This window comes from Tsukamurella soli, assembly GCF_039541155.1.
GTDB lineage: Bacteria > Actinomycetota > Actinomycetes > Mycobacteriales > Mycobacteriaceae > Tsukamurella > Tsukamurella soli.
The window spans coordinates 1-14,406 of the sequence record NZ_BAABFR010000116.1 but is presented as its reverse complement, the minus strand read 5'-3'; the positions used below and the strand labels follow the sequence as shown (position 1 = coordinate 14,406).

At 70.7% G+C, this 14,406-nt stretch carries 12 protein-coding genes; 6 read left to right on the top strand and 6 right to left on the bottom strand.

The genetic code is table 11. The features are described 5' to 3' along the window. A partial coding sequence (locus ABD908_RS23535) for a DEAD/DEAH box helicase (RefSeq protein ID WP_345000608.1) occupies positions 1–1,258 on the bottom strand: 1,258 nt, incomplete at its 3' end. A gap of 369 nt (positions 1,259–1,627) precedes the next feature. On the opposite strand from ABD908_RS23535, the gene ABD908_RS23530 reads away from it, so the two are divergent. Next, complete coding sequence (locus ABD908_RS23530; protein WP_345000606.1) at positions 1,628–2,446, top strand: GntR family transcriptional regulator; 819 nt, start codon at positions 1,628–1,630, stop codon at positions 2,444–2,446. Between the two features lie 96 nt (positions 2,447–2,542). Here ABD908_RS23530 and ABD908_RS23525 read toward each other — a convergent pair whose 3' ends face one another. The 3 genes from ABD908_RS23525 to ABD908_RS23515 are packed head-to-tail and all read right to left on the bottom strand — an operon-like array spanning position 2,543 to position 6,483. Then, complete coding sequence (locus ABD908_RS23525) at positions 2,543–3,433, bottom strand: beta/alpha barrel domain-containing protein (RefSeq protein ID WP_345000604.1); 891 nt, start codon at positions 3,431–3,433, stop codon at positions 2,543–2,545. Between the two features lie 27 nt (positions 3,434–3,460). Continuing rightward, positions 3,461–5,029, bottom strand: a complete 1,569-nt coding sequence (locus ABD908_RS23520) for a hypothetical protein (protein WP_345000602.1) — start codon at positions 5,027–5,029, stop codon at positions 3,461–3,463. Further along, positions 5,026–6,483: a purine-cytosine permease family protein gene (locus ABD908_RS23515; RefSeq protein WP_345000600.1), complete on the bottom strand. Its 1,458-nt coding sequence runs from the start codon at positions 6,481–6,483 to the stop codon at positions 5,026–5,028. The genes ABD908_RS23520 and ABD908_RS23515 overlap by 4 nt, the downstream gene beginning before the upstream one ends. A 378-nt stretch (positions 6,484–6,861) precedes the next feature. Between ABD908_RS23515 and hutH the strand changes: the two genes are divergently transcribed. The 5 genes from hutH to hisB are packed head-to-tail and all read left to right on the top strand — an operon-like array spanning position 6,862 to position 12,406. After that, complete coding sequence (hutH, locus tag ABD908_RS23510) at positions 6,862–8,457, top strand: histidine ammonia-lyase (RefSeq protein WP_345000598.1); 1,596 nt, start codon at positions 6,862–6,864, stop codon at positions 8,455–8,457. Positions 8,458–8,513: 56 nt separating this feature from the next. Beyond that, positions 8,514–9,848 carry a histidinol dehydrogenase gene (gene hisD, locus ABD908_RS23505; protein WP_345000596.1) on the top strand — a complete coding sequence of 445 codons (1,335 nt, stop codon included), beginning with the start codon at positions 8,514–8,516 and terminating at the stop codon, positions 9,846–9,848. After that, entirely contained in the window at positions 9,845–10,939 is a 1,095-nt protein-coding gene (locus ABD908_RS23500) for a histidinol-phosphate transaminase (protein ID WP_345000594.1), read from the top strand. Before hisD ends, ABD908_RS23500 begins: the two co-directional genes overlap by 4 nt. Next, complete coding sequence (gene hisN / locus ABD908_RS23495) at positions 10,936–11,751, top strand: histidinol-phosphatase (RefSeq protein WP_345000592.1); 816 nt, start codon at positions 10,936–10,938, stop codon at positions 11,749–11,751. Before ABD908_RS23500 ends, hisN begins: the two co-directional genes overlap by 4 nt. A gap of 34 nt (positions 11,752–11,785) precedes the next feature. Next, entirely contained in the window at positions 11,786–12,406 is a 621-nt protein-coding gene (gene hisB, locus ABD908_RS23490; protein WP_345000590.1) for an imidazoleglycerol-phosphate dehydratase HisB, read from the top strand. Between the two features lie 60 nt (positions 12,407–12,466). Here hisB and ABD908_RS23485 read toward each other — a convergent pair whose 3' ends face one another. Both ABD908_RS23485 and ABD908_RS23480 read right to left on the bottom strand, forming a co-directional pair. Beyond that, positions 12,467–13,648, bottom strand: coding sequence for an acyl-CoA dehydrogenase family protein (locus ABD908_RS23485; RefSeq protein WP_345000588.1), 1,182 nt, complete (start codon positions 13,646–13,648; stop codon positions 12,467–12,469). Continuing rightward, positions 13,645–14,406: acyl-CoA dehydrogenase family protein (locus ABD908_RS23480; protein ID WP_345000586.1), on the bottom strand; the 762-nt coding region annotated here is incomplete at its 5' end. The genes ABD908_RS23485 and ABD908_RS23480, both read right to left, overlap by 4 nt.

Sequence of the window (14,406 nt, the reverse complement as noted above, 5' to 3'; positions counted from 1 at the left end):
CTCCCTGCTGCTGGCCGCGGCCGCCGCCCGAGCGCTGCTTGGGCGCGCGCTGCGGCTGCTGGGGCTGGGGCGCCACCGGCTCGACGTACGCGGCGACCTCGCCGACCAGCGCACTGACCTGCTCCGAATTCGCCGTCACCCGTTGCGGCTTGACATCGATGGCGGCCTTGCGCAGCAGCACCGCGACGTCCCTACGCTGCTCCGGGAGCACCAGGGTCACCACGTCGCCGGTGTTGCCGGCGCGCGCGGTGCGGCCCGAACGGTGCAGGTACGCCTTGTGCTCGGCGGGCGGGTCGACATGCACCACCAGTTCCACCTCGGGCACGTGCACGCCGCGCGCCGCGACATCGGTCGCCACCAGCACGCGGGCCGAGCCCTCGGAGAACGCGGCCAGGTTGCGGTCGCGGGCGTTCTGCGACAGGTTGCCGTGCAGGTCCACCGAAGGGATACCCGATGCGGTGAGCTGCTTCGCGAGCTTGCGGGCCTGGTGCTTCGTGCGGGTGAACAGGATGCGGCGCCCGGCACCCGACGCGAGCGTCTGCACCATGTCCTTCTTGTCATCGGCGCCGGCCAGGTCGAAGACGTGGTGCGTCATGGCCTCGACGGGCGAGGTCTCGTCGTCGACGGAGTGCCGCACGGCGTCGTGCAGGAAGCGCTTGACCAGCTTGTCGACGCCGTTGTCGAGCGTCGCCGAGAACATCAGGCGCTGGCCGTCGGCCGGGGTCGCGGCCAGGATACGGGTGACGACCGGCAGGAAGCCCAGGTCGGCCATGTGGTCGGCCTCATCGAGCACGGTGATGTCGACGGAGTCGAGGCTCACGACGCGCTGCCGCATCAGGTCCTCGAGCCGACCGGGGCAGGCGACGACGATGTCGACGCCTGCGCGGAGCGCGCGCTCCTGGCGCTGCTGGGACACGCCACCGAACACGGTCGTGACGCGCAGGTCGTAGGCGGCGGCGAGCGGGGTCAACGCGGCGGCGATCTGCGTGGCCAGCTCGCGGGTCGGCGCGAGTACCAGCGCGGTCGGGTGACCGGGCCGGGCACGCGGCTCGTCGGCCAGGCCGGCGACGACGGGGATCGCGAACGCGAGGGTCTTGCCGCTGCCGGTACGGCCGCGGCCGAGGACGTCGGCACCGTCGAGCGAGTCCGGCAGGGTGTCCGCCTGGATCGGGAACGGGGACTCGATGCCCATCGCGGTGAGCGCACGCACCAGGGGTGCGGGCACACCGAGGTCGGCGAACGAGGGAGTGGAAGTCATAGCTTTGCTTGCCCCTTCCGGGCATATGCGTGCCACGACTCGCGCGGCACAGTACAGGCGGACCCGCACCGGTGGGCGCGGACCGTTCCGCCGCGGAGAACTACTCGAACCGGCTGAGAACCGGGCGATCACGATCGCGCCGCGCGGCACGGTCCCCACAGGGAGGCCGCTGGCGAGAGTGGAAATCGTAGGCGGGCGGGCGTCGATGAAGACGCCGGCTGCCCTCAACAGTAGCGGACCGTGGTCGCATTCGGCGAACGCTATCGCCGACGTCACAGCCGACCTGCCGGCCGCGACCCCACCCCGCCATTCCCCGCGCTGTCGGCGTTCACTGCCGATAGCCGGTGACCGATCTGGCAGACTTGCTGCATGGGAGCACAGGACAGGCCGAAGATCCCACTGCACGAACAGCTTTACCGGGATCTCCGCCAGCGCATCGACAACGGTGGGTGGGGTCCCGGGCATCAGATACCGAGTGAGGTGTCGCTGGCGGAGGAGTTCGGCGTCAGCCGGGGCACCACCCGACAGGCGATCGCACGCCTGGTCACCGACGGCCTGGTCGACCGGACGGCCGGCCGCGGGACGTTCGTCTCATCGCGTCGCCTGCACTACCCGCTGGCGGGGCTGCTCGGGTTCACCGAGCAGGTGACGTCCGAGGGGCACAGCCCCAGTTCGCGTGTGGTGCAGCTGCGGGATCAGCCTGCCGACTCGGTACCGTTCGCGTTCGGCGACCGCGTGACACGGGTGCTGTCGATCGAGCGGGTACGCCTGTCGGACGGCGAGCCGGTCGCGCTCGAGCAGTTGCTCCTCCCGCTCCCCCGGTTCGCCGGCTTCCGCGAGATGGACCTGAGCGAGGCATCGGTGTACGAGACGCTCGAGCAGCATTTCGCCGTGCAGATCCGCTTCGGGGACTTCACATTGCAGATCGACACTCTCGACAGCCGGAAGGCGACGCTGCTGGATGTCGATCCGGGCACCGCAGCGTTCATGATGACCGGCACCGTCTTCGACCAGAGTCAGCACACGGTCATGGGCGTGCGGTGCTGCTATCGCAAGGATCGGTATTCGTTCCGGTTCTCGATGCCACGCCCCGCAACTGCTGGGGATACCAGCGGCACAACGCAACTGGTACTGAACGAGGTCGGGAACAAGGCGGAGCCGTTCGATGCGGTGGCGAGCCGCGGCTGACGATGTGGAAGGCCCCGGGGCCGTCGTCGTCTGTGTTCGACGCGGGCCCCGGGGCCGTGCGTCCCGCCCCGATCGGTGATTCGGGACGGGACGGGCTCAGGGGCGGCCGGAACCTGCGGCCGCTGCGGCCCCCACAGGCGGGTTCGGCAGGCCCAGGTACCGGCGTGCCGTATCGGCGACCGCCGTACGGGCGACGTCGTCGAACGAGGTGCCGACGACGAGGATGTTGACGCCCGTGCCACGGAAGGCGGCGTGGTTGGCGATGTTGATGCCACCCTCGGCGAGCGTCGGGACGTCGACCGCGCGGACCAGCGCAGCCAGCCGTTCGGAGATCTCCGTGGGGATCCGGCCGGCGGCGGCGCCACCGTAGGACATGCCCGTCATCAGGCCGATCATGTCGACGCCGATGTCCCGCATCGTCACCGCGGTGGCGGCGACCTCCTCGCTGGTCGCGGCGGGGATTCCGAACGGATGGCGGTCGTCGGGATGCGAGATGTAGGCGTCCACGATCAGACCGTTGTCGTGGGCGACCTGCACCCATTCCTCGAGGTCCTCGAGGCTGGCCTTGTGGGTGTGCAGCGCGTCGGCACCGGCGCGTGCGAGGTTCGCGAAGTCCTGCGTGGTGACCTCGACGGGATCGAGTTCGGTGAAGCCGCCGGGGATTCCGACGGTGATGAAGGTGTCCGCGCCGGTCACCGCGCGGACACCGGAGACGACGCGGTCGACCTCGTCCATCGTCACCTCGTGGCGGACGTTCTCCGCCGAGTGCATGTCCTGGACACCGTGCAGACCGCGAGCGAGGGCGAGAGCCGGGTGGTTCGGTTCGAGTAGGCGCACGCCGGCGTCGACGACGGCGCGGGCGAGTCGAGCATCGTCTGCGGTGATGCCGGTGCTGAGCAGGGTGGTACCGCCGTGCTCGTCGATCGCGCTGTGCACTTTGTTGAGAGCGCGCTCGCGGCGACGTCTCATGTCTGCGGAGATGAACATTTCTGGAGTTGTCCTTTCGAGACGGGGTCAGCCGGCCGAGACGGGGCCGGCCGGCGGAACAGGGGTACGTATGCGGTCGAGCCCGTTGATCAGGAGGCTTCCGAGAAGCGCGACAGCCGCGGCGCACGCCGCTCCGAGGGCGAGGCACTGCCAGTGATCACCGACCAGGGGCAGTGCGGGAATCGGGATGTAGGTGACGCCGTATCCGGCGCCGGCGCCGATGATCACCGCACCGGCGGTCGCGGCGACGACGGCGACGGCCTTGGCGCTGTGGTTGCGGCGCAGGTACGGCACGCTGCCTTCGACGAAGGTGCCGAACGCGAGATTGACGGTCAGTGTGTGGCGCGCGGCGCCGCGGTCGCCGGTCCGCTGCGGCAGCAGCACGTTCGCCAGGGCCAGCCCCGCCGACACCGCCACCAACGCCGACATGTCGACCGCCGCGAGGAACGACAGGCCGCGCTCGCTGAACTCGACGACCATCAGCGGCAGGATCAGCGAGTGGTAGAAGCCGCGCATCATGATCGTCCACATCGCGGCGCCGAGCAGGCCCCCGATCAGCCAGCCCGCATGCGCCAGCCCGAGGGACAAGATGTGGTTCAGCCAGCTGTTGAGGGCGGCCCCGGGGCGCTGCAGGCCCAAGTAGACGATCGCGCCGGCGACGACGCCGGCGATCCCGCTGCCGAGGATGTTCGCAGTGGTGGCGGGCCAGTTGCGGCGGAGCGGCGCCGTGACCAGCAGATCAGCGAGGAACCCGGCGAGGTACCCACCGATCAGGGCGCCGAGCAGGCCCGAGTGCGCGGACATCACGCCCGCGAGCACGCCGGCGAGCATCCCCGCCTGGCCGACGTTCGACGTCCTCGCCGACGCGGTGAACGCGACGACGATCAGGATCAGCGGTTGAAGCAGCGCAGTGTATCGATGCTGCGCGTCGGCCGGCAGATAGCGCAGCAGCCCGATCACGAACGACACGGCGAGCACCGCCGGGAGCGCGTCGACCAGGATCGGCCGCGGGTCGTACTTGCGCCACCACTCGTGCGGGGTCCGGGGCAGGTCTGCCGCGCGGTACCGCAGTCCCCACTCGCGCGCGAAGCCGGCGGCGTAGCCGATCGCGCGCGTGTGGTTGGTGGTGCCGGTCGTCCCGGAGGCGGCGACGAGCCGGGCGCCGAGCGCGTTGGCGGCGGCGACCGAGCTGCCGCCGCTGCCGACGACGGGCAGGCCACGCGCGGCGGCGGTCGCCACGGTTGCGGTGTTGATATCCGACGGGTCTGCACTGACCAGGATCAGGCCATCGATCTCACCGCGGTCGATCGCGTCGGCGATCGCCCGGTCCGCGGTGCGCGCCAGGCCGTTCATCTCGGTGAGCAGGCCGGTGGCGACGATCCGGGGAGCGTTCTGGTCGAGTGTCCAGAGCGTTCCGGTGGAGTTGGTCGTCAGGGAGTCGAGGGAGCCGTCGGCGGATACGAAACAAGCGGCGGCCAGCTCGAGGTCGGTGCGGGCGAGTTGATCCTGGATGGACCTGATCAGCTGGGCGGGGTCGGCGCCACCCAAGCGATGCAGATTCCCGCCGCTGCTGCCCAGCAGCGCGATGCGTCTCATCGCCGGCTGTCGCTCTCCAACTCCGCCGACGTGACGGTACTGCCGACGCTGTAGTGGTGCGGATCGAGGTCGAGGTGGTGCAGGCGGAGCTTGCGCTTGGCGAGGAACAGGTAGAGCGGGATCGAGACGACCGAGCCCACCAGCCAAGCGAGGTCCGTGCCGCCCATCGCGCGTGCGATGGGGCCTTCGAACACCGTGGTGTCCATGAACGGGAGCTGGGCGGCGAAGGCGACGAAGTAGGTGATGATCGCGGGAGCTCCCCAGCGGCCGAACGTGCCGTGCTTCGTGAAGAAGTCGTCGGTGTTGTAGTTGCCGTGGTGGATCACGTAGAAGTCCAGCAGGTTCACCGCGGTCCACGGGATCAGGAAGAAGAGCACGAAGTTGAGGTAGTTCGTGAGGTTGTTGACGAAGTCGCCCGATCCGGCGATGCCCACGACGACCGCGGCGACCCCGATCAGCACTGCCACGACGATCCGCTTGAGCGCGGTGGACCTGAACTCGCGGAAGTGCTGGATGATGGTCATCGTGCTGATCGTGCCGCCGTAGATGTTGGTCGAGTTGACCACGATGAGGCCGGCCGCGAGCACGAAGACGATCACGCTGCCGAAGTGGTCGCCGCCGAGGCCGCGGATCGTCTGGACCACGTCGGCCTTGGGCGCGAGGGTGGTCACGGCGGCCCCGAGGATCATCACAAGGATCGCACCGAGAGTGGTGCCGATATACGTGAACCAGAAGGCGCCGCGGGTCTTGGTCGGCGGCAGGTAGCGGGAGTAGTCGGACACGTAGGGGGCGTAGGTCATCTGCCAGGTGACGTTGATCGAGACCGCGCCGAGGAACGCCGGCCAGGTGAAGCCACCCGCATCGAGATGGTCGAGGCCGACGCCGTGGTGGATGAGCAGGACTGCGACGATGACGAACAGCGCGCCCATCAGGTAGGCGATGTACTTGATCGTGCGGTGGATGAGGTCGTAGCCGAAGATCGCCAGGGTCAGGATCGGGACCACCGAGATCGCGATCCACAGCGCGAGTGGGCCGTGGAAGATCGACTGGAGGCTCTGACCCGCGATCACGACGGCCACGGCGGAGAAAGCGACGTACATGAGCCAGGTGATGCAGAGCGGCAGCAGGGTTCCGTAGAACCCGAACTGGGCGCGCGACTGGATCATCTGGGGTAGGCCCAGCGCGGGCCCCTGCGCCGAGTGCCCCGCCATCATCATGGCGCCGATGAGGTTGCCGGCGACGATGGCGACGATCGCCCACCAGAAGTTCAGTCCGGCGACGATCGCCAACGATCCGGTGACGAGGGTGAAGCTCGAGAGCTGTTCGCCGAACCAGAGGCTGAACAGGCTCCGCGTCTCGCCGTGGCGCTCATCGAGCGGCACGTATTCGTAGCTGCGCGACTCGATCCGCCGCGGTGCGGCCTCGTCGCTCCGCGACGCTGATCTATCGGTCATGTGGTCCCTCACTGTCAACTGTGGTCGCCTGTCATCGCGGGATCGCGTGACCGCTGGGCCGAAACTGTATGAACATTTGCCCGGCACAGTGTGCGACGTGAGTCACACCCACGTCAAGGGCCGACCCGGCGCGCCCCGGAACGACTGCGGCTGAGATCCGCCGACCACACCTCTCACGTGCGTGATTCGGTGTGCTACCGCGCCTTCGGCCGCCTGGACGGGTGCACTGCACCGGTTCGACCGGTCGCCGGCGACCGCCCGCCACAGATGCTCGCGTAGCCCGATCCGAACGGAGCGTGGGTTGACCTCCGAGCCCCGAGGAGGCAGGCTGGGCAATTGTTCAAACATTTATGGCAAGCGTCACATGAGGAGTGCGATATGTCGGGCCTTCCCGTCCAAGACCGAGCGCCGTCGTCTGGTGGTGGCGATCCCGCGGCGGTCGTCACCGTCGGCGTCGGACCCCTGGGCATCGCCGAGGTCGTCGCCGTGGCACGCGACGGCGCGCGGGTCGAGTTGGGCGAGGAGGCGCGCGCGGCGATCGCGGCCGCCCGCACGGTGGTGGAACGCCACGCCGACTCCGATCGAGCGATCTACGGGGTGTCGACGGGATTCGGCGCGCTGGCGTCGACGAGGATCGACACCGATTCGCGGGTGGATCTGCAGCACAGCCTGGTCCGCTCCCACGCCGCCGGCTCCGGGGCGGAGGTCGAGCGCGAGGTGGTCCGCGCGCTGATGCTGCTGCGGCTGCACACGATCACTTCCGGCCACACCGGGGTGCGGCTGTCGACCGCGCTCACCTACGCCGCCCTGCTCAACGGCGGGATCACGCCGGTCGTCTTCGAGCACGGGTCGCTGGGATGCTCGGGAGACCTGTCGCCGCTGGCACACTGCGCGCTCGCGGTGATCGGCGAGGGCGAGGTCCGGGACGGCGCCGGCGAGCGGATGCCCACGGCCCGGGCCCTGGCTGCGGCGGGCCTCGAGCCGGTGCGGCTAGCCGCGAAGGAGGGCCTGGCGCTGATCAACGGGACCGACGGGATGCTCGGCATGCTCGCGCTGGCGATCACCGACCTCTCCGGTCTCCTGACGACGGCAGACGTCACCGCGGCGATGAGCGTGGAGGCGCTGCTGGGTACCGATCGGGTCTTCGCACCCGAGTTGCAGGCGGTGCGCCCACACCCGGGCCAGAAGGCGTCGGCGGCGAATCTGGCGCGGATGCTCCGTGATTCGTCGATCGTCGCGAGCCATCGTGGAGACGACTGCACCGTCGTGCAGGACGCCTACTCGCTGCGGTGTGCGCCGCAGGTCGCAGGCGCCGCGCGCGCCACGGTCCGCCACGCCACGGAGGTCGCCGAGATCGAGCTGTCGAGCGCGGTGGACAACCCCGTGGTCCTCGACGACGGACGGATAGAGAGCAACGGCAACTTCCACGGCGCGCCGGTCGGGTACGTCCTCGACTTCCTCGCCATCGCTGCCGCGGATGTGGCGTCGATCAGCGAGCGGCGCACAGACCGGCTGCTCGATCCGAAACGGTCGCACGGCCTGCCCCCGTTTCTCGGTGCCCAGCCGGGCGTCGACTCCGGCATGATGATCGCCCAGTACACGCAGGCCGCGATCGTCAGCGACCTCAAGCGGCTGGCGGTGCCTGCGAGCGTGGACTCGATCCCGTCCTCGGCGATGCAGGAGGACCACGTGTCGATGGGCTGGTCCGCCGGCCGCAAACTGCGTCGGGCGATCGACGGTCTCGCGCGCGTCCTCGCGATCGAGGCCCTCGTCGCGGCGCGCGCCCTCGAGTTCCGCGCTCCGCTGCAGCCTGCGCCGGCGACGAAGGCCGCGCTCGACCGGCTGCGTCGAGACATCCCCGGTATCGGCCGGGACCGGTGGCTCTCGCCCGAGATCGACGCCGCCGTCACCGTCGTCACCGGCGGTGAGCTGGTCGCCGCAGTCGAGGCCGTCCTCGACTCCCCCCTGAACTGAGACCCCTCCCGCGCAACTCGCAGCGTGCGCGGACGACCCCTCGAGAGGACCGATCCATGACCTCCGTATCCACCGGAGCCGACATCGCATTCCCACCCGGCACCATCCGCCGCATCGACCTGCGGGGCGCCACCGACATCGGCCACGACGTACTCCCGCGGGCGGACCTCGACGTCGAATCCGCCGTCGAGATCGTCCGGCCGGTCTGCGACGACGTCCGCCGCCGCGGCGCGGTCGCCGTCCGAGAGATCACAGCGCGCTTCGACGGCGTCGACGTTCCGACCGCGCGCGTGACGCCGCAGGCCCTGCAGTCGGCGTTGGCCGGCCTCGATCCGGCCGTGCGCGCGGCGATCGAGGAGTCGATCCGGCGCGCGCGGATCGTTCACCGCGAGCAGCGGCGTTCCGACGTGACCACCGTTGTCGCCGAAGGCGCGACCGTCACCGAGCGGTGGATCCCGGTTCGGCGCGTCGGCCTCTACGTGCCCGGGGGGTTGACCGCGTATCCCAGCAGCGTGGTGATGAACGTCGTGCCCGCGCAGGAGGCCGGCGTCCCGCAGCTCACGGTGGCCAGCCCTCCGCAGACCGACAACGACGGACTGCCGCACCCGGTCGTGTTGGCGACCTGCGCCCTGCTCGGCGTCACCGAGGTGTACTCGGTCGGCGGGGCACAGGCGATCGCGATGTTCGCGTACGGCACCGAGGAGTGCCCGCGGGTCGATCTGGTCACCGGGCCGGGCAACGTGTACGTCGCGGCGGCCAAGCGACTCCTCAAGGGCGTCATCGGGATCGACGCCGAGGCCGGGCCGACGGAGATCGGGATCCTCGCCGATGACAGCGCCGACCCGAGGTTCCTTGCCGCCGACCTCATCTCCCAGGCCGAACACGACCCGCGGGCGTCGTGCCTGTTGGTCAGCGACAGCGCAGAGTTGCTCGACAGCGTCGAGGACGCGCTGCACCGCCGGGTCGGGCACACCAGACACCGCGAGCGGGTACGCACCGCGTTGTCGTCCCAGTCGGCGCTCGTGCTGGTCGACGACATCGACAGCGGCCTACGCGTGGTGGACGAATGGGCGGCCGAGCACCTCGAGGTGATCACCCGGGACGCCGGACGGGTGGCGGCGCGCGTTCACAACGCGGGCGCGATCTTCGTCGGCGCCTACTCGCCGGTCAGCCTCGGCGACTACCTCGCCGGGTCCAACCACGTCCTGCCGACCGGTGGGACCGCCCGCCACAGCAGCGGGCTGTCGGTCCAGTCGTTCCTCAAGGGCGTGCACGTGGTCGACTACACGAGTGCGGCGCTCGCCGAGGTCGCCGATCACGTCACCGCGCTGGGTGGAGCCGAGAATCTGCCGGCCCACGTCGACGCCGTACGAGTGCGGGTGGACGGATGAGCGAGCACCTCACCGCGACGGCACCGCTCCCGCTCCGGCCGGAGCTGATCGGCAAGGAGCCCTACGGCGCGCCCCAGCTCGACGTCGCCGTGCGGCTGAACACCAACGAGAATCCGCACAGTCCCAGCGCCGCGCTCGCCGACGACATCGTCGCCGCCGTCCGCGACGTGGTGACCGACCTGAACCGGTACCCCGATCGGGAGGCGACCGCGCTGCGCTCGAGCCTCGCCGACTACCTCACCGCGACGACGGGTGTCGCGCACACGCATGCGGACGTCTGGGCCGCCAACGGCTCGAACGAGGTGCTGCAGCAGATCCTGCACGCCTTCGCGGGGGCCGGGCGCACGGTGCTCGGATTCGAGCCGACGTACTCGATGCACCACACGATCGCCGAGTCGACCGGCGCGACCTACATCGCGGCCCCACGCGACGCCGATTACCGGATCGACGCGGCGGCGGTGGTCGCCGCGATCGAGCGGCACCGGCCGGACGTGACGTTCGTGTGTACGCCGAACAACCCGACGGGGACCTCGACCCCGCTCGAGACGATCGAGGCGATCTACGACGCGACCGAGGGGATCGTGGTCGTCGACGAGGCCTACATCGAGTTCTCCACCCAGCCCTCCGCCGTGCACCTGCTGCACGGACGCCGGCGATTGCTGGTGAGCCGGACGATGTCGAAGGCGTTCGGCTTCGCCGGTGCACGGGTGGGCTATCTCGCGGCCGCCCCGGAGGTCGTCGACGCGCTGCGATTGGTGCGCCTGCCCTACCACCTGTCGTCGCTGACGCAGGCGATCGCGCTGGCTGCGCTCCGGCACCGCGACGAGCTCCTGGCCACGGTCGATGCGGTCGTCGGTCAGCGTGACCGGATCGCCCGCGAGCTCTCCGCGCTCGGCCTGACCGTCGCTCCGACGGACGCGAACTTCGTCCTCTTCTCCGCCCCCGACGGTGACGCCACCGGCCTGTGGCGCAGACTCGTCGACGCCGGAGTGCTCATCCGGGACGTCGGATTCGCCGACCGGCTGCGGGTCACCGCCGGCACCGAGGCCGAGACCACCGCGTTCCTCGCCGCGCTGCGGGGGCTCCTGTGACGGCCGACCGCGAGTGGCCCGGCGATCTCGGGCGGTTCGGCGATCTCGACCTCGCCCACGGCCTCGCGGACGCCGCGGACCGGATCACGACCGAACGGTTCGGCGCACAGGACCTCCGGATCGACACCAAGCCCGACCACACCCCGGTGACCGACGCCGACCGCGCGGTCGAGCGACGGGTCCGCGATCTGATCGCGCGGGCCCGGCCCGGCGACGCCGTGCACGGGGAGGAATTCGAGGACACCGGCATCGGTGACCGGCGGTGGATCATCGACCCGATCGACGGGACCAAGAACTTCTTGCGCGGGGTTCCGGTCTGGGCGACGCTCATCGCGCTGACCGTCGGCGACGAGGTCGACACCGCGATGGTCTCGGCGCCGGCGCTGGGCCGCCGGTGGTGGGCGGTGCGCGGCCACGGGGCCTTCGGTCGCGACGATCGCCTCGCACCCTCGCCCCGGCGGCTGACGGTGTCCACCATCGCTGGGCTCGGTGACGCCTCGGTGTCGTATTCGAGCCTGGGTGGGTGGCGGGACCGTGGGCGCCGCGACGGCTTCCTCAGGCTTCTCGAATCCACCTGGCGGCAACGCGCATTCGGCGACTTCTGGTCCTACATGATGGTCGCCGAAGGGCTCGTCGACATCGCGGCGGAACCCGATGTACCGCTCTACGATCTCGCCGCCGTCTCCCTGATCGTCACCGAGTCGGGGGGCACCTTCACCGACCTGGACGGCGCCCCCGGACCAGGGGGAGGCAGCGCCGTCGCGACCAACACCCTGCTGCACGCCGCCGTCCTCGACCAACTACGTCCCTGACGACCAGTCCCACCCCTCTCGAAGGAGCCCCACCATGACCTCCACAGCAGAACTTGTCGAGCCGACGAAGCGCCGTGCACACATCAAGCGGTCGACCAAGGAGACCTCGATCGACATCGAGCTCGATCTCGACGGCTCCGGCCGCGTCGATGTGCAGACCGGCGTCGGATTCTTCGACCACATGCTCGCCCAACTCGGCCGGCACGGCCTGTTCGACCTGGCGGTGCGCACCGACGGGGACCTCTGGATCGACACCCACCACACCGTCGAGGACACCGCGATCGCCCTCGGCAAGGCTTTCGACCAGGCCCTCGGTGACCGTCGTGGCGTGCGCCGGTTCGCGGACTGCGCCGTCCCGCTCGACGAGGCGCTGGCGCGGGTAGTGGTCGACCTGTCCGGCCGACCGTATCTCGAGTTCAGCCAGCCCGAGGGGCTCGCGTCGACGATCGGCGACTACGACACCACCCTCACCCAGCACGTGTGGGAGTCGTTCACCACCGCCGCGAAGATCTGCATGCACGTCGATGTCCTCCGCGGACGCAACGCCCATCACGTCGCCGAGGCGCAGTTCAAGGCCGTGGCCCGTGCCCTGCGTGTGGCGGTGAGCCACGATCCGCGCGAACCCGGCATCCCGTCGACCAAAGGCGTGCTCTGACACGGGGATCGACCGCGGGTCGCGCTTCCACCGACGGCGAGCGCGACCCGCTCGCCGTGGCTACCGGGGCGCCTGGTCGAACGGCACGGACCGGGACTCGTCGACCTCCTTCGGCAGGCCGAGCATGCGCTCGCCGATGATGTTTCGCTGGATCTGATCCGTTCCGCCGCCGATCGACGTGAAGTACGCGTCCAGCGCGAAGAAGTTCGCGAGCTCGGCGTCGGTCGGCTCCGGGTCCCGCCCGTCGAGCAGCGCGTCCGCCCCGACGATGTCGGTGCGCACCCGCGCGGTGGCGTGCAGCAGCCGCGACATCGCCAGCTTGCTCATCGACATCGCGGCGGGATCCGCGCTGCGCCCCTCGGCGGCGTACCGGATCTGGTTGAGGGCGATCGCGGCCCGGTCCGCGTACACGCCCGCCAGGCGGTCGACGGTGACCGGGTCGTCCAGCCGCCCGTGCCGACGCGCGAGATCGATGAGGTCGTCCGCGGTGCCGATGTACCGCAGCCCCTGCTTCGCGCGCGACCCGGCCGCCCGGCTGCCCATCACCGATCGCTCCAGGCCCAGCGCCGTCATGAGCACCCGCCAGCCGTCGCCGACCTCCCCCAGCCGCGCCGCGTCGTCGACGAACGCGTCGGTGAGGAACACCTCGTTGAAGTGCTGGTCGCCGGTGATCTGCACGATCGGCCGGACGTCCACGCCGGGCTGGTGCATGGGGAGCACGAAGAAGGTGATCCCCCGGTGCTTCGGGACTGTGGGGTCGGTCCGCGCCACGAGCAGCCCGAACTCGGCGGTGCGGGCGCCGGACGTCCACACCTTCTGGCCGTTCACGCGCCACCGCGGCGCAGCGACGTCCCCGTCGGCATCGGGCTCGCGGACGGCGGAGGTGCGCAGGCTCGCCAGGTCGGAACCCGCTCCCGGCTCGCTGTACAGCAGGCAGCCCTCGATCTCCCCGGTCAACACCCGCCGCAGGTACAGCTCACGGAGCTCGGCGGTGCCCATCGCGCGCAGGATCCGCGCGTGCAGGTTGCTCCGGTCGGCGCGCCCGGGCGCGCCGACCCGATCGAACTCCTCGCCGACCACCTCGGCGTCCTCCGCCGACAATCCGCGCCCGTATTCCTCCGGACCCCAGGTGGGCACCAGCCAGCCCGCGTCGAGCGCCGCACCGCGGAACGCCACCACATCGGCGCCCGGCCGCCAGTTCTCGCCGAGCCAGGCCCGTACCTCGTCGCGCACCGTCGTCACAGCTCCCGCCCTCCGATCATCGTGGTCATGTAGTCGGCCCGCAGCTCGGCGGGGGCGCCCAGGAGCAGCCGGTTGGAGTCGGCGCGACGTCGGTACAGGTGGGCCGCATACTCCGCGGTGAAGCCCACCCCGCCGTGCACCTGGATGTCGTCGGCCGCGACGGCGCTGTACTTCTCGGCGCAGTAGAACGCGGCGAGCGCGGCGTGCTGCGCGGCGTCGGGTGCGCCCTCGACGTGCGCCTCGATCGCGAGCCGCGCCACGGACAGCGCCAGCTCGGCGTCCACGTAGCGGTCGGCGAGGATGTGCTTGATCGCCTGGAAGCCGCCGATCGGGCGGCCGAACTGGATGCGCCCGCGGGCGTACTCGACGGCGTCCCGCAGCGCCGCCTGGGCCCCGCCCGCGCTGTCCGCGGCGAGGGCCAACCGCGCGGCGATCAGCGCCGAGCGGAACGTCTCGCGCGCGGTGTCCCCATCGGCGATGACGGGGACCCGCTCAACGTCGGCGACCACGTCGGCGAGGCCGCGGGTCAGGTCGAACGGCCCCCGTGCCGTCACGGTGAGGTCCGCCGCCCGAGCGAGCGCCACCGTGTGCGTGCCGACCAGCAGGAACACGTCGGCGACGTCACCGTCGAGCACGTTGCGGAACCGCCCGGGCGTCGACGCGGCGTACGCGACCGCGACGATCGAGTCGCCCGCGGCGATCGCCGCCAGCTGTTCGGCGGCGCCGGCCGCGCCGCCCGCAGCCAAGCCGGCCAGAAG

Excerpts from the sequence above, each read along its gene's own strand:
- hutH (WP_345000598.1), top strand. The coding sequence starts at position 6,862 with ATGTCGGGCCTTCCCGTCCAAGACCGAGCGCCGTCGTCTGGTGGTGGC.
- ABD908_RS23525 (WP_345000604.1), bottom strand. The coding sequence starts at position 3,433 with ATGTTCATCTCCGCAGACATGAGACGTCGCCGCGAGCGCGCTCTCAAC.
- ABD908_RS23530 (WP_345000606.1), top strand. The coding sequence starts at position 1,628 with ATGGGAGCACAGGACAGGCCGAAGATCCCACTGCACGAACAGCTTTAC.
- hisB (WP_345000590.1), top strand. The coding sequence starts at position 11,786 with ATGACCTCCACAGCAGAACTTGTCGAGCCGACGAAGCGCCGTGCACAC.
- ABD908_RS23520 (WP_345000602.1), bottom strand. The coding sequence starts at position 5,029 with ATGAGACGCATCGCGCTGCTGGGCAGCAGCGGCGGGAATCTGCATCGC.
- hisD (WP_345000596.1), top strand. The coding sequence starts at position 8,514 with ATGACCTCCGTATCCACCGGAGCCGACATCGCATTCCCACCCGGCACC.
- ABD908_RS23500 (WP_345000594.1), top strand. The coding sequence starts at position 9,845 with ATGAGCGAGCACCTCACCGCGACGGCACCGCTCCCGCTCCGGCCGGAG.
- ABD908_RS23515 (WP_345000600.1), bottom strand. The coding sequence starts at position 6,483 with ATGACCGATAGATCAGCGTCGCGGAGCGACGAGGCCGCACCGCGGCGG.